1 protein-coding gene is annotated in these 22,524 nt (G+C 74.9%); it reads left to right on the forward strand.

The window, feature by feature from the left end:
- Nucleotides 1–136 precede the first annotated feature (136 nt).
- Nucleotides 137–22,495 carry a type I polyketide synthase gene (locus tag PGH47_RS38100; protein ID WP_271667227.1) on the forward strand — a complete coding sequence of 7,453 codons (22,359 nt, stop codon included), beginning with the start codon at nucleotides 137–139 and terminating at the stop codon, nucleotides 22,493–22,495.
- Nucleotides 22,496–22,524: the final 29 nt, after the last annotated feature.

Genomic DNA, 22,524 nt, shown 5'->3' on the forward strand with positions numbered 1-22,524 from the left:
GTCCGTCCGAATAATCGAACCAGTTGGACGAACGGATCAGGCCACCCCCACTTCCCCGGCCGCCGCACGCCGACGCCCCCCACAGGCCCGGTCCAGCATCCGAAGACGTGGCGACGAGTCATCCGCGGGAGAGAACGTGTCCGATCAAGCTCGCTCCACCTCGGCCACCCGCCCGATCGCGGGCACCCCACGCCCCTGGCTCCTCACCGGACGGGGCACCCGGGCCGTACGGGAACAGGCCCGCATCCTGCGCGCCCTCGTCCACGACGGGGCGCCGGACGGGATCGCGGCCGCCCTGCTGCACGGCCTCGACCCGGCCCACCCCTGCCGCGCGGCCGTCACCGCGACCGGCCCCGACGAACTCGCCGCGGCCCTGGACGCCCTGGCCGACGGCACCCCCACCGACCGGGTCACCGAGGGCCGGACCACAGCCCGCGACAGCGGACCCGTCTTCGTCTTCCCCGGCCACGGCTCGCAGTGGCCCGGCATGACCCGCGAACTCCTCGACACCTCATCGGTGTTCGCCCGCCGTATGGACGAGTGTGCCGACGCCCTCGCCCCGCACCTCGACCACAACCCCGTCGACATCCTGCGCGGCGCACACGCGCTCACCACACCCGACGTCACCCAGCCCGCCCTCTTCGCCGTCATGGTGTCGTTGGCCGCGCTCTGGGAGAGCGTCGGCGTACGGCCCGCGGCGGTCGTCGGGCACAGCCTCGGCGAGATCGCCGCCGCCTGCGTCGCGGGCGCCCTCACCCTCGACGACGCCGCTCGCGTCGCCGCGAGCTGGGGCACCGCCCAGCTCGACCTGCACGGGCGCGGCGCCATGGTGTCCGCCCTGATGCCCGTCGAACTACTCCGCGAACGCCTCGCGCCCTGGCACGGCAGGCTCCACCTCGCGGCCGTCAACGGCCCCGACAACGGCGTGGTCTCCGGCGACACCGACGCCGCCGCCGAACTCCTCGCCGAACTGACCGCCGAAGGCGTCCGCGCCCGCACCGTCGACTACGGCGTCGCCGCCCACTCACCGCACATCGACGAGATCACCGACCGCATCCGCGCCGACCTCGCCGCCCTCACCCCAAGCCCGGCCCGCGTCCCCCTCTACGCCGCCTCGGCCGGCACGGCCCTCGACGGAGTGACCCTCGGCGCGGACCACTGGGCGGCCGCCCTGCGCGATACCGTCGAGTTCGTCGCCGCCGTCGGCACCGCGCTCGACGCGGGCCACCGCCACTTCCTGGAGATCAGCCCGCACCCGCTGCTCACCACCGGACTGGAGACCGTCCTCACCCGGGCGGGCGTCACCGGCACCGTCCACAGCACACTCCGCAGGGACGCCGGGAACGCCGACCGCTTCCAGCGCGCCGTGGCCGAGTACTGGTCCACCGGCGGCGACCCCGACTGGACCGCCCTGCACGACCCCGGCACCGTCCCGGCCGACCTGCCCGCGGAACTCGCCGCCGCGGCAGCCGTCGAGGACCCCGACACCACCGGCACACCCCTCGGGGTCCAGGCGGCAGCCCTCCGCGACCGTCTCGGCGACCTGCCCGAACCCGACCGGCGCGGCGCCCTGGTCGACCTCGTCCGCACCCGGCTCGCCGACCTGCTGGAACTGCCGGGCGGCGCGCCCGCGCACATCTCCTTCCGCGACCAGGGCGTCGAATCGGCCACCGCCGTCGCCCTGCGCGACCGGCTGCGCGCGGCGACCGGACTGCCCCTCGCCCCGACCGCCGCGTTCGACTACCCGACCCCCGCCGCCCTCGGCCACCACCTCTACGAACAGCTCTACGGCGCCACCGCCGACCCGGCCACCACCGCCGGGAACGCGCACTCCGACGAGCCGATCGCCGTCGTCGGCATGGCCTGCCGCTTCGCCGGCGACGCCGACTCGCCCGAGGCCCTGTGGCAGCTCCTGTCGGACGGCACCGACGCCGTCACCCCGCTGCCCGACGACCGCGGCTGGGACATCGAGGGACGCTACGACCCCAGCGGCACCGCACCCGGCGGCTTCCTCCAGCGCGAGGGCGGATTCCTGCGCGCCGCCGCCGACTTCGACGCCGCCTTCTTCGGCATCAGCCCGCGCGAGGCCCTCGCCATGGACCCCCAGCAGCGGCTGCTCCTGGAGACGACGTGGGAGGCGCTGGAGCGCGCCGGCATCGACCCGACGACGCTGCGGGGCACCGCCACCGGCGTCTACCTCGGCCTCATGACCGTCGACTACGACCGTGCCGCCGCGCACGCCTCCACCGACGTCGCCGGCCACGTCCTGACCGGCAACGCCGTCAGCGTGGCCTCCGGACGCATCTCCTACACGCTCGGCCTGGAGGGCCCCGCCCTCACCGTCGACACCGCCTGCTCCTCCTCCCTCGTCGCCCTGCACCTGGCCTGCGAGGCCCTGCGCAGCGGCGCCGCCAGCACCGCCCTCGCCGGCGGCGCGACGGTCCTGCCGAGCCTGGAGATGTTCGCCGAATTCTCCCGCCAGCGGGCCCTCGCCCCCGACGGCCGCTGCAAGGCGTTCTCCGCACGGGCCGACGGATTCGCGCTCAGCGAGGGCGCCGGCATGCTCGTCCTGATGCCCCTGTCCGCGGCCCACCGACAGGGCCACGAGGTCCTCGCCGTGATCCGCGGCAGCGCCATCAACCAGGACGGCGCCTCCAACGGGCTCACGGCTCCCAGCGGCCCCGCCCAGCAGCGCGTCGTCCGCCAGGCCCTCGCCAACGCCGGTCTGCGTCCCGCCGACGTGGACGCCGTCGAGGCGCACGGCACGGGAACCCGGCTCGGCGACCCCATCGAGGCACACGCCCTCGCCGCCGCCTACGGCCACGACCGCGAGGAGCCCCTGTGGCTCGGCTCGGTCAAGTCCAACATCGGCCACACCCAGGCCGCCGCGGGCGTCGCCGGCGTCATCAAGATGGTCATGGCCCTGCGCGCGGAACACCTCCCGCGCACCCTGCACGCCGACGAGCCGTCCGCCCACATCGACTGGTCGGACGGCACCCTGCGACTCCTCCGCGAAGACCGGCCCTGGACCCGCGGTGAGCGTCCGCGCCGCGCGGGCGTCTCGTCGTTCGGCATCAGCGGCACCAACGCCCACCTGGTCCTCGAAGAGGCACCCGGCACCGAGGACTTGACCTCCGAGGAACCGCTCACGCGGCTTCCCGTGGTGCCGTGGGTCGTGTCGGCGCGCAGCGAGCGGGCCCTGCGGGAGCAGCTGGACCGACTGACAGCACTCGACGCGGACCCGCTCGACGTGGCCCGGTCACTGGCCACCACCCGCGCGACGCTGGAATACCGCGCCGTCGCCCTGCACCCCGGCCCCGTCGTCTCGGGGACGGCCACGGAGGGCCGTACGGCGTGGATGTTCACGGGGCAGGGGAGCCAACGGCCCGGTATGGGGCGGGAGTTGTATGCCTCCTTCCCGGTGTTCGCGGCGGCGTTGGACGAGGTGTGCGGGCTGCTGGATGCGGAGCTCGGTTTCGATCGGCCGGTCAGGGATGTGCTGTTCGCGGAGGAGGCGGAGGACGGGACCGGGTTCGCGCAGTCGGCGTTGTTCGCCTTGCAGGTGGCGTTGGTGGCGTTGCTGCGGTCGTGGGGGACGGCGCCGGGTGTGGTGCTGGGGCATTCGGTGGGTGAGTTCGCCGCCGCGTATGCGGCCGGGGTGTTTGAACTCGCCGATGCTGTGCGGCTGGTGGGTGCTCGTGCCCGGCTGATGCAGGCGTTGCCCGAGGGTGGCGCGATGGTCGCCGTGGAGGCTTCCGAGGTCGAGGTCGGCGAGTGGTTGGTGGACGGTGCGGTGATCGCTGCCGTCAACGGGCCGTCCGCCGTGGTGGTCTCGGGGGCGGAGGTGGCGGTCGACACCGTTGCCGAGCGGGCCCGGGAGGCGGGACGGCGGACCAGCCGGCTGAAGGTGTCCCACGCGTTCCACTCACCGCTGATGGAGCCGGTGCTCGCCGAGTTCACGGCCGTGGCCGAACAGGTCCGGTTCAACCGGCCCACCGTGGCGGCCGTGAGTACGCTGACCGGTGCCCCGCTGTCCGAGGGCGACTGGACGAGTGCCGCCTACTGGGCCGAGCAGATCGTCAAGCCGGTGCGGTTCCACGACGCGTTGGAGTCGGCTCGCGCCCAGGGTGTCGCACGCTTCCTGGAGGTCGGCCCGGACCCGGTGCTGACCGCGCTGGCCGGGGACGTGTCCGCCGCCGCGACCCTGCGCAAGGACCGCCCTGAGACAGAGACGCTGCTGACGGGCATCGCCGAACTCTTCGTCCGGGGCGCCGAGATCGAGTGGGCCGCGCTGTTCACGGGGACCGGCGCGCGCCGGGTGGACCTGCCCACGTATGCCTTCCAACGGCAGCGGTACTGGCTCGGCGACCACGCCCGGCCGGCCGGGCGCGCGGAGGGTGTCGTCGACGGGGGGTTCTGGGAACTCGTCGACCAGGGGGACGCCGACTCCCTGGCGGAAGAGCTCGGCGTGGACAGCGGTGCTCCGCTGGACGCCGTCCTGCCGGTGCTCGCCGACTGGCGCCGCAAGCGCCGCGAGGAGTCAAGACTGGCCGGGCTGCGCTACCGGATCACCTGGCGGCCGGTCCGGACCCCGGCCCCGGGCCGCCTGAACGGCACCTGGCTGATCGCCGTCGACGAGAACACCCCCACCGAACTGGCAGACGCGGCCGCGGCCGCGCTGCGAGCCGTCGGCGCCGACGCGACAGTCAGGACCGGATGGGCTGTCGGCCCCGAGGCGGACGCGACGGCCTGGGCCGGATCGGCTGGCGATCCTGTGACGGACGCGACGGCCAGGGCCGGCTCGGCTGCCGATTCCGTGACGGACGCGACGGTCACGACCGGACCGGCCGCCGCCCCTGAGCCTCCGTACGCGGGCGTGCTGTCCCTGCTCGCCGACCCCGCGCACGTCCTGGCGCTCGCGCGGGCGCACCCGGAGAGCCGGCTGTGGTGCGTGACCTTCGGTGCCGTCGCGGTGTCCGGGCGCGAGGGGCCCGCACGTCCGGAGCAGGCCGCCGTGTGGGGGCTGGGCCGGGTCATGGCGCTGGAGCAGCCCGACCGTTGGGGCGGGCTCATCGACATGCCGGACGAACCGCGGGCCCGGCTCTGGCAGCGGGTCGCGGCCGTGCTCGCGGCCGGGGGAGCGGGTGAGGACCAGCTCGCCGTGCGCGCGAGCGGCGTCCACGCCGCCCGGCTGGTGCGCGACCGCTCCGCGCGGCCCACGCGGTCCTGGCAGCCGCGTGGCACCGTCCTGGTCACCGGCGCGACCGGCGCCCTGGGCGGACACCTCACCCGGTGGCTGGCGGCCGGCGGCGCGGAACACCTCGTACTGGTGTCGCGGCGCGGAGCAGACGCCCCCGGTGCCGCCGAACTCGGCGCGGAACTCCGCCGGTCGGGCACCGCAGTCACGTTCGTCGCGGGCGACGTCGCCGACCGGGAGACCGTCGCGTCGGTCCTGGACACCTACGCGCCGACGGCCGTCGTGCACGCCGCGGGCATCCTCGACGACGGACTCGCCGCCGACCTCACCCCCGAACGCCTCACCCGCGTCCTGGCCGTGAAGGCCGGGGCCGCCCGGCATCTGCACGAGCTGACCCGGGAGCGGGAACTGGACGCCTTCGTCCTGTTCTCGTCCGTCACCGCCGTCCTCGGCAACGCCGGACAGGCCGCCTACGCCGCCGCCAACGCCCGCCTCGACGCGCTCGCCCAGCACCGCCGCGCCGCCGGACTGCCCGCGACGTCCCTCGCCTGGGGCCCGTGGGGCGGTGCCGGCATGGCGGCCGACGAGACCGTCGCCGAACACTTCCGCCGCCAGGGCATACGGCCCCTGGAGCCGGCCCGCGCACTCGACGCGCTCAGCCGCGCCCTCGACGAGGACGTCACCTGCACGACCGTCGTCGACGTCGACTGGCAGCGCTTCGCCGCCGCGGCCTACACGCCGCGCCCGCTCCTCGCCGACCTCCCCGAGGCCGCCCCGCCCGCCATCGACGCCGGACCCGGCGCACCGGCGGCGGGCACCCTCGGCACCGAACTGTCCGGTCGCACAACCGCGGAGCAGGACCGGCTGCTGCTCGGCCTCGTCCTCGACCAGGTCGCTGCCGTCCTCGGGCACGCCGACCGGAGTGCCGTCGACGCCGGCCGTGCCTTCAAGGACCTCGGCTTCGACTCGCTGACCGGCGTCGCCCTGCGCCACCGGCTCGCCGCCGCCACCGGGCTGGCCCTTCCCACCACCCTCGTCTTCGACCACCCCACCCCGACCGCGCTCGCCGCGTTCCTGCGCACCCAGGTCCTCGGCGTCACCACCGACGAGATCGAGCGCGGCGGTCCCGCCCTCGCGCCGGTCGGCGCCGACGACGACCCGGTCGTCATCGTCGGCATGGGCTGCCGCTTCCCCGGCGGCGTGACCACCCCCGACCAGCTGTGGGACCTGCTCTCCTCCGCCACGGACGGCCTCACGCCGTTCCCCCGGGACCGCGGCTGGGACGTCGAGCGCCTCTACCACCCGGACCCCGGCCACTCCGGCACCACCTACGCCCGCGTCGGCGGATTCCTGCACGACGCCGCGGACTTCGACGCCGAACTCTTCGGCATCTCCCCGCGCGAGGCCCTCGCCATGGACCCCCAGCAACGCCTGCTGCTGGAGACCGCCTGGGAAGCCCTGGAGCGCGCCGGCATCGACCCGCTGTCCCTGCGCGGAACGGCCACCGGCGTCTTCGCCGGCACCAACGGCCAGGACTACCGCGACACCGCGAACGCCCCGGGCGAGGACGTCGAGGGCTACGTCGCCACCGGCTCGGCCGCCAGCGTCCTGTCCGGCCGCGTCAGTTACACCCTCGGCCTGGAGGGCCCCGCCCTCACCGTCGACACCGCCTGCTCCTCCGCGCTGGTCGCGCTCCACCTCGCCGCGCAGGCCATCCGGCAGGGCGAATGCCGCACCGCCCTCGCCGGCGGCGTGACCGTGATGGCCACGCCGGGCATCTTCGTCGAGTTCTCCCGCCAGCGTGCCCTGTCCGCCGACGGCCGCTGCAAGGCCTTCGCCGAGGGCGCCGACGGCACCGGCTGGTCCGAGGGCGCCGCCGTCCTCGTACTGGAACGCCTCTCCGACGCGCTCCGCGCGGGCCACCCCGTGCTCGCGGTGCTGCGCGGTTCCGCCGTCAACCAGGACGGCGCCTCGAACGGCCTGACCGCGCCCAACGGGCCTTCGCAGCAGCGGGTGATCCGGCAGGCCCTGTCGGCGGCCGGTCTGAACCCCGCCGACGTGGACGCCGTCGAGGCGCACGGCACCGGCACGAGCCTCGGCGACCCGATCGAGGCGCAGGCCCTGCTCGCGACCTACGGCCAGGACCGTGAGGAGCCGCTGTGGCTCGGGTCGGTGAAGTCCAACATCGGCCACACCCAGGCGGCGGCGGGCGCGGCCGGCGTCATGAAGATGGTCCTCGCCCTGCGCGCCGGGCAACTGCCGCCCACCCTGTACGTCGACGCCCCCTCCAGCCGCGTCGACTGGGACTCCGGCGCCGTGCGGCTGCTCACCGAGGCGCGACCCTGGGCACGCGGCGAACGCCCGCGCCGGGCCGGTGTGTCGGCGTTCGGGATCAGCGGGACCAACGCGCATGTGATCGTGGAGGAGGCGCCGCAGTCGGACACGGCGGCCCTTGGCGGCCCCGCCACCGAGCCACCGCGAGCGGGCACGCCGACCGTTGGCGCGCTTGCCGCCGGCCCGGACAATGCGCCGGTCGCCGGGGCAGGTCGAGCAGGCGTGCCGGCCGTCGACGCTCCCGACTACGAGGCATCGAACGCAGGCACTTCGACCGTCGCCGCCCCACCCAGCCCCGCAGGCGCCGTGGCCTGGATCCTCTCCGGCCGGACCCGTCAGGCCCTGCGTGCGCAGGCCGCCCGGCTCGTCGCGCACCTCGCCGAACGGCCCGGCCTCGACCCGGCGGACGTGGGCCGCACGCTGGCCACCGCCCGCGCCGCCCTCGATCACCGTGCCGTTCTGGTCGGCGACGACCCGGACGCCCTGATCGCGGCCGCCACCGCCCTCGCCGACGGCGACCCCACCGCCCCGGTCACCTCTGTCGCAGGCGAGGGCCGCACGGTGTGGGCCTTCACGGGGCAGGGCAGCCAGCGCCCCGGCATGGGCCGCGAACTGTACGACGCCCACCCGCTCTTCGCCCGCACCCTCGACGACACCTGCGCACTGCTCGACGCCGAACTCGCCGGCGCCGACGGCTTCGACACCCCACTGCGCACCGCGCTGTTCGCCACACCGGACAGCCCCGAGGCCGCCCTGCCGGCCCGAACCGGATACGCGCAGGCCGCGCTGTTCGCCCTCCAGGTCGCCCTCGCCGAACTGCTGCGCTCCTGGGGCCTCGCCCCCGACGCGCTGGTCGGCCACTCCATCGGCGAGCTGGCCGCCGCCCACACCGCCGGCGTCCTCGAACTCCCCGACGCCGTACGGCTGGTGGCCGCCCGTGCCCGGCTGATGCAGGCACTGCCCGAGGGCGGTGCGATGGCCGCCGTGGAGGCCGACCCCGAGGAGGTCGAGCCCTGGCTCACCGATGGCGCGGTCGTCGCCGCCGTGAACGGGCCCGCCGCCGTCGTGGTCTCCGGCACGGAGGCCGCCGTGGACGCCGTGCTGACCACCGCGCGCGAGCAGGGCCGACGCGTCACCCGGCTCAAGGTGTCGCACGCCTTCCACTCGCCGCTGATGGAGCCGATGCTGGCCGAGTTCGCCGCCGTGGCGAACGACCTCACCTACCGGCGGCCCCGAATACCGGCCGTCAGCACCGTCACCGGCCGGCCCCTCGCCGCCGACGACTGGGCGAGCGCCGACTACTGGGTACGGCAGGTGCGCCGGCCCGTCCTCTTCCACGACGCCGTACGCACCGTCATCGGCGAACTCGGCGCCACCCGCCTGCTGGAACTCGGCCCCGACCCGGTACTCGCCGCCCTCGCCCAGCGCACGGCCCCCGACCTGACCGTGGCGGTCGCCGCCCTGCGCTCCGGCCGGGCCGAGCCCGAGAGCCTGCTCACCGCCGTCGGTGAACTCTTCGTCCGCGGCACCCGTGTCGACTGGGCGGAAGTCTTCCGTGACACGGACGCCCAGCTGACAGACCTGCCCACCTACGCCTTCCAGCGCGAGCGCTTCTGGCTCCCGGACCGTGCCGCCCACCGCCCCGCCGACGATGGCTCCAAGGACGAGTTCTGGCAGCTGGTCGACACCGCCGACCCCGCCACCGTGGCCCAGGAACTCGGTCTGTCCGAAGGCGCTTCGCTGGACGCGCTGCTCCCGGCCCTGACGCACTGGCGACGCCGGCACGAGGAGCGCGCCGCGCAGGACCGCAGGCGCTACCGCGTGATCTGGAAGCCGGCGCCGTCACCGCGCACGGCGCGCCTCACCGGCCGCTGGCTGATCGCCGCCCCGGCCGGCGCACAGGACACCGACGCCTGCCTAGACGCACTGCGCACCGCGGGCGCCGACGCCGAGCTCCGCACCCTGCCCGCCTCGACGGAGACCGCGGAACTCGCCGCGCACATCCACGAGTACGGCCCGGACGGCATCGTCGTCCTCCCGGACACCGCCGATGCGCTCCCCACACCCCACCTCAACCTTCTCCAGGCGCTGGCGGCCGCCGAACTGAAGGTCCCGGTGTGGGCCGTCACCCGGTCCGCCGTAGCCGTCGCCGGGGAACCCCTCACCAACCCCGACCAGGCGCAGATCTGGGGCTTCGGCCGCACGGCCGCCCTCGAACTGCCCGGCCTGTGGGGCGGCCTGGTCGACCTCCCGGACGACGCCCGCCCCGACGACTGGCAGCGCCTCGCCGCCGTCCTCGCCGCCCCCGGGTGCGAGGACCAACTCGCCGTCCGCGCCTCCGGAGTCCACACCGCCCGCCTCGCCCACGACGAGGCGAACACCGGTGCTGTTCGCCGCCTCGCCCACGACCCGGCGAACAGCACCGGTGCCCCCGGACTGCCGGCGCCGCGCGGAACCGTACTGATCACCGGCGGCACCGGCGCACTCGGCGCCCATGTCGCCCGACGCCTCGCCGAGCGCGGCGCCCCACACCTGCTGCTGGTCTCCCGCAGCGGCGCCCACGCTCGCGGCGCCGACGCGCTGCGCGACGAACTCACCGCTCACGGCACCCGCGTCACCCTCGCCGCCTGTGACGTGGGCGACCGCGACGCACTGGCCGACCTGATCGCCGCGATCCCGGCTGAGACACCGCTGACCGGCGTCGTCCACACGGCCGGGCTCCCTCAGAACACCCCGCTCACCGACACCACCCCGAACAGCCTCGCCCAGGTGGTCTCCGCCAAGGTCACCGGGGCGGGGCACCTCCACGAACTGACCGCCGGCCTCGACCTCGACCTGTTCGTGCTGTTCTCGTCCGTCGCCGCCGTCTGGGGCAGCGGCGGCCAGGCCGCCTACGCCGCGGGCAACGCCTACCTCGACGCCCTCGCCCAGCACCGCCGCGCCCTCGGCCTGCCCGCGACCTCCGTCGCCTGGGGCCCGTGGAGCGGCGGCGGCATGGCAGCCGACGAAGCGGTCGCCGACCATCTCACCGGACGCGGCCTCGCCCTCCTCACGCCGGACAGCGCCCTCGCCGCCCTGGAGCAGGCGCTCCTCACGGACCGTACCTGCGTGACCGTCGCGGACGTGGACTGGGAACGCTTCGCCCCCACCTTCACCTTCACCCGGCCCAGCCCGCTCATCGCCGACCTGCCCGAGGTCGCAACCGCGCAGACCACGACAACCGACTCCCGCGACATCCCCGAGGGCGAACTCGCCCGCACCCTGCGCGACCTGCCCCCGGCGGAACAGCACCGCACCCTCCTCGACCTGGTCCAGTCCCAGGTCGCCGCCGTCCTCGGCCACGCCTCCCCGGCCGGCATCGACCCCGGACGCGCCTTCAAGGACCTCGGCTTCGACTCCCTCACCGCCGTAGACCTGCGCAACCGGCTCGCCGCGAGCACCGAGATCGCCCTGCCCACCACACTCGTCTTCGACCAACCCACCCCGAGCGCCCTCACCACCCACCTGCGCGACCGCCTCCTCGGCACGGGCGCAGGCCCGGACTCGACCGCTCCCGCAGCAATCGCCTCGGCGGACGACGAACCCATCGCCGTCATCGGCATGGGCTGCCGCTTCCCCGGCGGCATCCAGTCACCGGAAGACCTCTGGGACGTCCTGACCGCCGGCGAGGACCGCATGTCGCCGTTCCCGGACGACCGCGGCTGGGACGTCCCCGGCCTGCTGGAATCCACCTCGGCGGCCCTCGGCACCCCCTTCGCCGGACGCGGCGGCTTCATCCCCGACGTCGCGGGCTTCGACGCCGAACTGTTCGGCATCTCCCCGCGCGAGGCCCTCGCCATGGACCCCCAGCAGCGCCTGCTGCTGGAGACGGCCTGGGAGGCACTGGAGCGCGCGGGAATCGACCCGACCTCCCTTCGCGGCACGGCGACCGGCGTCTACGCCGGCGTCTCCGCCAACGGCTACGGCGGCTCCGTGCACGAGGCCGACGGCGACTCCGCCGGCTACCTGCTCACCGGAAGCACCCCCAGCGTCGCCTCCGGGCGCCTCTCCTACGTCCTCGGCCTCGAAGGCCCGGCCGTCTCCGTCGACACCGCCTGCTCCTCCGCCCTGGTCGCCCTGCACCTGGCCTGCCAGGCCCTGCGCTCCGGCGAGTGCGACACGGCCCTCGCGGGCGGCGCCACCGTCATGGCCAACCCCACGGCGTTCGTGGAGTTCTCCCGCCAGCGCGGCCTCGCCCCCGACGGAAACTGCAAGCCCTTCGCCGAGGCGGCCGACGGCACCGGCTGGTCCGAAGGCGCCGGCGTGCTGGTCCTGATGCGCCGGTCCGAGGCCGAACGCCGCGGCCACCGGATCCTCGCCCTCGTCCGAGGCTCCGCCGTCAACCAGGACGGCGCGTCCAACGGCCTGACCGCGCCCAACGGGCCTTCGCAGCAGCGGGTGATCCGGCAGGCCCTGTCGGCGGCCGGTCTGCGTCCCGCCGACGTGGACGCCGTCGAGGCGCACGGTACGGGAACCCGGCTCGGCGACCCGATCGAGGCGCAGGCCCTGCTCGCGGCCTACGGACAGGACCGCGACGAACCCCTCTACCTCGGGTCCGTGAAGTCCAACATCGGCCACACCCAGTCCGCCGCCGGAGTCGCCGGCATCATCAAGATGGTCATGGCGCTGCACGCCCAGCGCCTGCCACGCACCCTGCACGTCGACGCCCCGTCCTCGCACGTCGACTGGGAGGCCGGCGCGGTACGCCTGCTCACCGACGAGCACGACTGGCCGCGCGGCGAACGCCCGCGCCGCGCCGGCGTCTCCTCCTTCGGCATCAGCGGTACGAACGCCCACGTCATCCTCGAAGAGGCCACGCCCGCCCCGGCGGTGGAACCCGAGCAGGGGCAAAGCACACCGCCCGTCGTGCCTTTGGTCGCGTCCGCACGCACGGCCACCGCCCTCAACGCCCACATCGAACGACTGACCTCCCTCGACGCCGACCCCCTCCACATCGGCCTCTCCCTCGCCACCGGCCGCGCCACCCTCGAACACCGCGCGGTGCTCGGCCTGACCGACACGGCGGTCATGGGCTCGGTCGTCGAGGGCCGTACGGCGTGGATGTTCACCGGGCAGGGGAGTCAGCGTCCGGGGATGGGGCGGGAGTTGTATGCCGCCTTCCCGGTGTTCGCGGCGGCGTTGGACGAGGTGTGCGGGCTGCTGGATGCGGAGCTCGGTTTCGATCGGCCGGTCAGGGATGTGCTGTTCGCGGAGGAGGCGGAGGACGGGACCGGGTTCGCGCAGTCGGCGCTGTTCGCCTTGCAGGTGGCGTTGGTGGCGTTGCTGCGGTCGTGGGGGATGCGGCCGGACGTGGTGTTGGGGCATTCGGTGGGTGAGTTCGCCGCCGCGTATGCCGCCGGGGTGTTTGAACTCGCCGATGCTGTGCGGCTGGTGGGTGCTCGTGCCCGGCTGATGCAGGCGTTGCCCGAGGGCGGCGCGATGGTCGCCGTGGAGGCTTCCGAGGCCGAGGTCGGCGAGTGGCTGGTGGACGGTGCGGTGATCGCCGCCGTCAATTCGCCCACGGCGGTGGTGGTGTCCGGCACCGGGGCCGCCGTCCAGACGGTCGCCGAGCACGCGCGGGACGCGGGACGGCGGACGACCCACCTCAAGGTGTCCCACGCGTTCCACTCGCCGCTGATGGAGCCGGTGCTCGCCGAGTTCACGACGGTGGCCGAGCAGGTGACCTACCACCGACCGACCATCGCGGCGATCAGCACCCTCACCGGCGCCCCGCTGGTTGACGGGGACTGGACGAGTGCCGCCTACTGGGCCGAGCAGATCGTCAAGCCGGTGCGGTTCCACGATGCGTTGGAGTCGGCTCGCGCTCAGGGGGCCGCACGCTTCCTGGAGGTCGGCCCGGACCCGGTGCTGACCGCGCTGGCCGGTGACGTGTCCGCCGCCGCGACCCTGCGCAAGGACCGCCCCGAACCCGAGACGCTGCTCACCGCCTGCGCCGAACTCTTCGTCCGGGGCGCCGACTTCGACTGGTCCGCTCTCTTCGAGGGAACCGGCGCCCGCCGCGTCGACCTGCCCACGTACCCCTTCCAGCGGCAGCGCTACTGGCTCGAACCCACCCGTCCGGCCGTCGACGCCGGTGGGCTCGGTCTCGGTGCGATCCGGCATCCGATGCTCGGGGCCGCCGTACGGCTGGCGGGTTCCGACACCGCCGTCCTCACGTCGCGGCTGTCGGTGCGCACGCACCCGTGGCTCGGCGATCACACGGTCGACGGCACGGTCGTCGTCCCCGGCACCGCGCTGCTCGAACTCGCCGTCCAGGCCGCCGACCACATCGGTCTCCACGGCGTGGACGAGCTGACGCTGCGCGCCCCGCTGGTGCTCGCACACGACGCTGCCGTACAGGTTCAGACGTCGGTCGACCCGGCCGAGGCCGAGGGGACGCGCACCGTCCGGATCCACGCCCGGCCGGACCGAGCGCCCGACGACGAACCGTGGACGCTGCACGCCACGGGCACCCTCGGGGCGGCCCGGCCCACCGTGGCCGACTGGGATCTGCGCGTCTGGCCGCCCAATGGGGCCGAGCCCGTCGCGGTCGACGGCCTGTATACGCGTCTGGCCGAGACCGGGATGGTGTACGGCCCGGCGTTCCAGGGCCTGCGTGCGCTGTGGCGGGCGGGCGACGAACTGTTCGTCGAGGCGGAGCTGCCCGAGCACACGGCCGACGACGCGTCCGGCTTCGCCCTGCACCCGGCTCTCCTCGACGCCGTGCTGCACGCGCTCGGCATCGACGACACCGAGGCCGACACCCAGGCGGGGGAGGGGCGCCGGAAGGCGCTGCTGCCGTTCCTGTGGACCGGCGTGCAGCCGACGGCCGTCGGAGCGTCCGCCGTACGGGCCAGGCTGAGCGTCCGTGCCCCCGGCGAGGTCGGCCTGCGGATCGCCGACGCCGCCGGTGAACCGGTCGCCGACATCGCGCGGTTGGTACTGCGACCGGTGGCGGCCGGAGAGGTCGGAACCGGCAGGGCCCGGCATCTGTACCGGATGCTGTGGACGCCCGTGCCCGCGTCGCCGGCAGGCACGCCCAAGGAACTCGCCGCGCTCGGTGACGGCGGGTCCCTCACGGCCGCGACCGGGGTCACCGTCTTCCCCGACCTCGCTGCTCTCACCGCCGCCGAGACCGCCCCTGCGCTCGTCCTGCTGCCCGTACTCGCGGGGCAGGCGGCGTCCGAAGTGCTCGCCGCCCTCCAGGACTGGCTCGCCGAACCCGGCCTCGTCGGCGCCCGGTTGGCCGTCGTCACCACCGGTGTGCGCACCGAACCGGCGGCCGCCGCCGTATGGGGACTCGTCCGTACGGCGATCAGTGAGCACCCCGACCGGTTCGTGCTGGCCGACACCGACGGAACGCCCGAGTCGTGGAAGGCGCTCACCGAACGGCTGGGCGCGCTCGTCGACGCCGGAGAGACCCAACTCGCCTTCCACGACGGGCAGGTGCGCCGGCCCCGGCTCGGCCGGGTGACGGACACGGTGACCGGCGACCCGGGCTGGCCCGGCGACGGCACTGTACTGATCACCGGTGGCACGGGCGGGCTGGGCGCCCTGGTCGCCCGGCACCTGGTGACCGCACACGGAGTACGCGATCTGCTGCTGCTCTCGCGCAGCGGCGCCGAGGCGCCCGGCGCCGACGAGCTGGTCCACGAGCTCGCCGGCCACGGGGCCAGGGTCGCCGTCACCGCCTGCGACGTCACCGACCGCGCCGCGCTCGAAGCGACACTGTCCGGCGTGCCGTTGAGCGCCGTCGTGCACACGGCGGGCGTCCTCGACGACGGTGTGCTCACCGACCTCACCCCCGACCGGCTGGCGCGTGTCCTTGCCGCGAAGACCGAATCGGCCCTGCATCTTGAGGAGTTGACGGCCGACCGCGACCTGCGCGCGTTCGTGCTGTTCTCCGCCGTCGCCGGAGTCGTCGGCTCCGCCGGACAGGCCGCCTACGCCGCCGCCAACGCCGCGCTCGACGCCCTCGCCGCCCGCCGCCACGCGCGCGGCCTGCCCGCCACCTCCCTGGCCTGGGGCATGTGGGAACACACGGCCGGCATGGGCGGTCGCCTGACCGACGCCGACGTGGCCCGCATGCGCCGCCTCGGCTATCCGGCACTGGCCACCGACGACGCGCTCGCCCTCCTCGACGACGCGCTGCGCACCGGGGAACCGGCCCTCGTGCCCGCCGCCCTCGACACCGCCGCACTGGCCGCACGCGGCGACGCGCTGCCCGCCGTACTGCACGGCCTGGTCCCCGCGGCCCGCCGCAGGCGCCCGGCCCACCGCACCGCGGGCGGCGCGGACGTGCCGCTCGCCGCCCGACTGCGCGGCCTGCCCCGCGCCGAGCAGGACCGCGCCCTGCTCGACCTGGTGCAGACCCAGGTCGCCGCCGTGCTCGGCCATGTCGACGCCGCCGCCGTGGACCCCTCCCGCGCCTTCAAGGACATCGGCTTCGACTCGCTCACCGCGGTCGACCTGCGCAATCACCTCGGCAGCGCGACCGGCCTGCGCCTCCCGGCGACCCTCGTCTTCGACCACCCGAGTCCCAGCGCCCTCGCCGCGTTCGTGCACCGCGAACTCCTCGGCGGGGACCCGGCCGACGAGCCCGCCGCACGCCCGGCCGGCTCCGACGAACCCATCGCGATCGTCGGCATGGGCTGCCGCTACCCGGGCGGCATCACCTCGCCCGAGGACCTGTGGCGCCTGGTCGCCGACGGCGCCGACGGCATCACCGGCTTCCCCGCCGACCGCGGCTGGGACCTCGACGGGCTCTACGACCCCGACCCCGACCGACCGGGCACCGCCTACGTCCGCGAAGGCGGATTCCTGCACGACGCCGCGGACTTCGACGCCGAACTGTTCGGCATCAGCCCGCGCGAGGCCCTCGCCATGGACCCCCAGCAGCGGCTGCTGCTGGAGACCGCGTGGGAGGCACTGGAGCGCGCGGGCATCGACCCGACCTCGCTGCGCGGCAGCGACACCGGCGTCTACGCGGGCCTCATGTACCACGACTACGCCGCCCGGCTGCACACCGTCCCCGACGAGGTCGAGGGCTACCTCGGCAACGGCAACGCGGGCAGCGTCTTCTCCGGCCGCATCGCCTACGTCTTCGGGTTCGAAGGCCCGGCGGTCACCGTCGACACCGCCTGCTCCTCCTCCCTCGTCGCCCTGCACCTGGCCTGCCAGGCCCTGCGGTCCGGCGAATGCGGTACGGCACTCGCGGGCGGCGTGACGGTGATGGCCACCCCGCAGACCTTCGTGGAGTTCTCCCGCCAGCGCGGCCTGGCCGCCGACGGCCGCTGCAAGTCCTTCGCGGACGGCGCCGACGGCACGGGCTGGGCCGAGGGCGCAGGCGTCCTGGTGCTCATGCGCCTGTCCGAGGCCCGCCGCCGGGGCCACCGCGTCCTCGGTGTGGTCCGAGGGACCGCCGTCAACCAGGACGGCGCGTCCAACGGCCTGACCGCGCCCAACGGGCCTTCGCAGCAGCGGGTGATCCGGCAGGCCCTGTCGGCGGCCGGTCTGCGTCCCGCCGACGTGGACGCCGTCGAGGCGCACGGCACGGGCACCCGCCTGGGCGACCCGATCGAGGCGCAGGCCCTGCTCGCGGCCTACGGCCAGGACCGCGACGAACCCCTCTACCTCGGGTCGATCAAGTCGAACATCGGCCACACGCAGGCCGCCGCCGGAGTCGCCGGTGTCATCAAGATGGTGATGGCCATGCGCGCCGAGCGCCTGCCGCGCACCCTGCACGTGGACGAGCCGTCGTCGCACGTCGACTGGGAGGCAGGCGCCGTCGCCCTGCTCACCGAGGAACGCCCCTGGACACGCGGCGAACGCCCGCGTCGCGCCGGTGTGTCCTCCTTCGGCATCAGCGGCACCAACGCCCATGTCGTCGTCGAGGAACCCCCGCTCGCCGAGCGGACACCCGCCCCCAACGCCGGGCTCCCGCTCATCCCCTGGATCGTCTCCGCCCGCACGGCCGACGCCCTGCGCGCCCAGACCGAGCGCCTGACGTCCGCGACCGGCGACCCCCTCGACATCGGCCTCTCCCTGGCCACGACACGGGCCCGGCTCGAACACCGGGCCGTGGTTCTCGGCCCCGACAGCACCGCCCTGCACGCCGCACTCACCGATCCAGTGGTGAGCGGCGCGGCGATCGAGGGGCGCACGGCGTGGATGTTCACCGGGCAGGGAAGCCAACGTCCGGGGATGGGCCGGGAGTTGAATGCGGCCTATCCGGTGTTCGCGGCGGCGTTGGACGAGGTGTGCGGGCTGCTGGATGCGGAGCTCGGTTTCGATCGGCCGGTCAAGGATGTGCTGTTCGCGGAGGAGGCGGAGGACGGGACCGGGTACGCGCAGTCGGCACTCTTCGCCTTGCAGTCGGCGCTGGTGGCGTTGCTGCGGTCGTGGGGGATGCGGCCGGACGTGGTGCTGGGGCATTCGGTGGGTGAGTTCGCCGCAGCGTATGCGGCCGGAGTGCTTGAACTCGCCGACGCTGTACGGCTGGTGGCGGCTCGTGCCCGGCTGATGCAGGCGTTGCCCGAGGGTGGCGCGATGGTCGCCGTGGAGGCTTCCGAGGCCGAGGTCGGCGAGTGGCTGGTGGACGGTGCGGTGATCGCCGCCGTCAACTCGCCTACGGCGATCGTGGTGTCCGGCACCGAGGCCGCCGTCCAGACGGTCGCCGAGCACGCGCGGGACGCGGGGCTGCGAGCCAGGCGACTCAGGGTCTCCCACGCGTTCCACTCGCCGCTGATGGAGCCGGTGCTCGCCGAGTTCACGGCCGTGGCCGAGCAAGTGACTTTCCGCAGGCCGACCGTGGCCGCCGTCAGCACCATGACCGGTGCGCCGCTGTCCGACGGGGACTGGACGAGCGCCGCCTACTGGGCCGAGCAGATCGTCAAGCCCGTCCTGTTCCATGACGCGTTGGAGTCGGCTCGCGCCCAGGGGGCCGCACGCTTCCTGGAGGTCGGCCCGGACCCGGTGCTGACCGCGCTGGCCGGTGACGTGTCCGCCGCCGCGACCCTGCGCAAGGACCGCCCCGAACCCGAGACGCTGCTCACCGCCTGCGCCGAACTCTTCGTCCGGGGCGCCGACTTCGACTGGTCCACTCTCTTCGAGGGAACCGGCGCCCGCCGCGCCGACCTGCCCACGTACCCCTTCCAGCGCCGGCGCTACTGGCTCGACGCACCGGCCGCCGCCGCTGACGCCGACGGTCTCGGGCTGGCCCGCACGGACCACCCGTTGCTGGGTGCCGCGGTGCCGGTGGCCGGTTCGGACGCCGTACTGCTCACGTCGAGCCTGTCGGTGCGGACGCACCCGTGGCTGGCGGATCACGCGGTGGCGGGTTCGGTCGTGGTGCCGGGTACGGTCCTCGTGGAGCTCGCGCTACAGGCCGGGGAGCGGGTGGACGCCGGCCGGTTGGCCGAGCTGGCCCTGAGTGCTCCGATCGTGCTGCCGGAGCACGGCGCCGTACAGCTTCAGGTGGCCGTGGGAGCCGAGGAGGACGCCGGCCGCACGCTTCACGTGTACGCCCGTCCGCAGGAGGCCGGGCCCGACGAGCCCTGGACGCTGCACGCCACGGGCAGCCTCGACACCGTCGAACCTCCTGCCCCCGAATGGGACTTGAGGATCTGGCCGCCCGCCGGTGCCGAGCCCGTGGAGTTCGGGGACCTGTACGACCGGCTCACCGCGTCCGGCCTCGACTACGGTCCCGCCTTCCGCGGTCTGCGCCGGGTCTGGCGGCATGAGGGCCGGCTGTACGCGGAGGCCGAACTGCCCGAGCCCGTGGCCGGGGACGCCGCGTCCTTCGGCCTGCATCCGGCGCTGCTGGACACCGTCCTGCACGGCCTCGGTCTGGATACGGAGACCACCGACGGCTCGCTGCCCTTCCTGTGGTCCGGCGTCCGCCTGGCCGCCGTGGGGGCGGGCACCGTCCGGGCCCGGCTCACCCCGCGCGGCGCCGGGGACGTCGCCCTGCGGATCGCGGACGCGACCGGCGAGCCTGTCGCGGAGATCGACTCCCTCGTACTGCGGGCCCAGTCCCGGCGACACCTCACCGCCACCGGCCCCGACAACCTGTACCGGCCGCACTGGACCCTGGCCCCCGAGACGGCCGCCGTGCCCGAGCGGACGCTCTGGACGGTCGTCGGAAGTGCGCTAGACGGTGTCCCCGCCGTCGCCCACGCCGACTTCGACGCGCTGGCCGCGGCCGGCGACGTACCGGACACGGTGCTGCTGCCGGTCGCGGCGGGCGACGGAGATGACGTGGCGGCCACGGTCGCTCCCGTCCTCTCCCGGCTTCAGCAGTGGCTGGCCGACGAGCGGTTCGCCGCCTCGCGGCTCGTCGTGCTGACCGAGGGAGCCGTACGCGTCGAGAGCGCCTCGGACGGGGCGCCGGATGTCGCGTCGGCCGGTGTGTGGGGGCTGGTGCGTTCCGCGATCAGCGAGAACCCCGGGCGGTTCGCCCTCGCCGACACCGACGGCGACCCGGCCTCCCTGGACGCCCTCGCCGCGGTCCTGCGCGCCACCGACGAGACGCAGTTCGCGGTGCGTGGCGGCCGGGTGTGGCTGCCGCGTCTCGTCAGGATGGCCGCCGACGGAGTGCTCGCCCCGCCCGCAGGTGACGGTGACGAGTGGCGGTTGGACATCGTCGACCAGGGCCGCCTCGACGGCATCGCCCTCGTCCCCGAGGAACGGCGTCCGCTCGGCCCCGGCGAGGTCCGGGTCGCGATGCGGGCGGCGGGCGTCAACTTCCGCGATGTGCTGAACGTCCTGGGCATGTACCCCGGGGACGCCGGCCGGATGGGCCTGGAAGGCGCGGGCGTCGTCGTCGAGACCGGGCCCGGCGTGGAGCGACTTGCCGTCGGGGACCGGGTGATGGGCATGCTGGACGCCGCCTTCGGCCCCACGGCCGTGGCCGACGCCCGCACGCTCGCGCCGATCCCGAAGGGCTGGACGTACGAGCAGGCGGCGTCCGTGCCGATCGTGTTCCTGACCGCCTACTACGCCCTGGTCGACCTCGCCGGGCTCCAGGACGGCGAGTCCGTGCTGATCCACGCCGCCGCCGGCGGTGTCGGCATGGCCGCCGTGCAGCTGGCCCGGCATCTCGGGGCCGAGGTGTACGCCACGGCGAGCGAGGGCAAGTGGCCGGCCGTGCGCGAGCTCGGCGTCCCCGCCGACCGTGTCGCCTCCTCCCGTACGACCGAGTTCGAGCACCGCTTCCGCGCGGACGGCGGCGTCGACGTCGTCCTCGACTCGCTCGCCGGCGAGTTCGTGGACGCGTCGCTGCGGCTGCTGCGGCCGGGCGGACGGTTCGTCGAGATGGGCAAGACCGACATCCGCGAGGCGGCCGACGTCGCCGCCGAGCAAGGGGTGTCGTACCAGGCGTTCGACCTTGTGGAGGCCGGGCCCGACCGGATCGGCGAGATGCTCGGCGCCCTGCTGGAGCTGTTCGAGCAGGGCGCGCTGCGGCCGATCCCGGTGACCGCCTTCGACATCGCCCGCGCTCCCGAGGCGCTGCGGCTGCTCCAGCAGGCCAAGCACGTCGGCAAGGTCGTCCTGACCGTGCCCGCGCCATGGTCCCGGACCGGCACCGTGCTGATCACCGGCGGCACCGGCGGCCTCGGCGCGCTGCTCGCCCGGCACCTCGTAGAACGGCACGGTGTCCGCGATCTGCTGTTGCTGTCCCGCCGCGGCCCCGAGGCACCCGGCGCCGCCGAACTGCGCGCCGCGCTCGCCGAGTCGGGAGCCCGCGTCGATGTCGTCGCCTGTGATGTCAGTGACCGCGAGCAGCTCGCCGCCGTCCTGGACGGCGTCCCGCTGAGCGCCGTGGTGCACACCGCCGGCGTCCTCGACGACGGCATACTCACCGGCCTCACCGGCGAACGCCTCGCCCGAGTCCTGGCCGCGAAGACGGACGCCGCCCGGCATCTGCACGAGCTGACCGCCGGGCACCGCCTGGACGCCTTCGTGCTGTACTCGTCGGTCGCCGGAGTCATCGGCTCCGCCGGCCAGGCCGCCTACGCCGCCGCCAACGCCGCGCTCGACGCGCTGGCCGGCGCCCGCCGCGCGCAGGGACTGCCTGCGGTGTCCCTCGCCTGGGGCATGTGGGAGACCGAGGCCGGCATGGGCGGCACCCTGTCGCGGGCCGAACTCGCCCGCATGCGCCGCCAGGGCTTCCCCGCCCTGCCCGGCGACGAAGCCCTCGCCCTGCTCGACGCCGCCCTGCGCGTCAACGAGCCCCTCGCCGTGCCCGTCGCCCTGCGGCCTGCCGCGCTCGCCGAACACGCCGACGACCTGGCCGGCGTACTGCGCGACCTCGTGCCCGCCACCCGCAGGCGCAGGACCGCCGCACGCGACGCGTCCGGCACGGCCGAGAACCTCACCGCGCGCCTCGCCGCCCTGACCGCCCCCGAACAGGACCAGCTCCTGCTGGACCTGGTCCGCGCCCAGGTGGCCGCCGTACTCGGCCACTCCTCGCCCGCCTCCGTCGAACCCACCCGCGCCTTCAAGGACATCGGCTTCGACTCGCTCACCGCCGTCGACCTGCGCAACCGGATCGGCGCCGCCACCGCGCTGACCCTCCCGGCCACGCTCGTCTTCGACCACCCCACCCCCGAGGACCTGGTACGGCTCCTGCGCGACCGGCTCCTCACCGACACGGCCGCACCCGTGGCGGCCGACTCCGCCGACGAGGGCATCGACCCCCAGGTACGGGACCTGCTGACCGCGATCCCGACGGCCCGGCTCCGTGAGTCCGGCGTGCTCGACATGCTGCGCCGCCTCGCCGACCGGCCGGCCGCCGCCACCGGCCCCGACGACACGCGGCCCGCCACCAACGCTGAACAGCCCCGACAGCCCGAATCCCTGGACGCGATGGGCGCCGACAGCCTCGTCCAGCTGGCCCTGAAGCGAATGCAGCGACCGGCGTGACCCGAGATGCCGGCCGGTCCCGCACCGGC

It is taken from the genome of Streptomyces sp. HUAS 31 (assembly GCF_028198125.1).
Taxonomy (GTDB): Bacteria; Actinomycetota; Actinomycetes; order Streptomycetales; family Streptomycetaceae; genus Streptomyces; species Streptomyces chartreusis.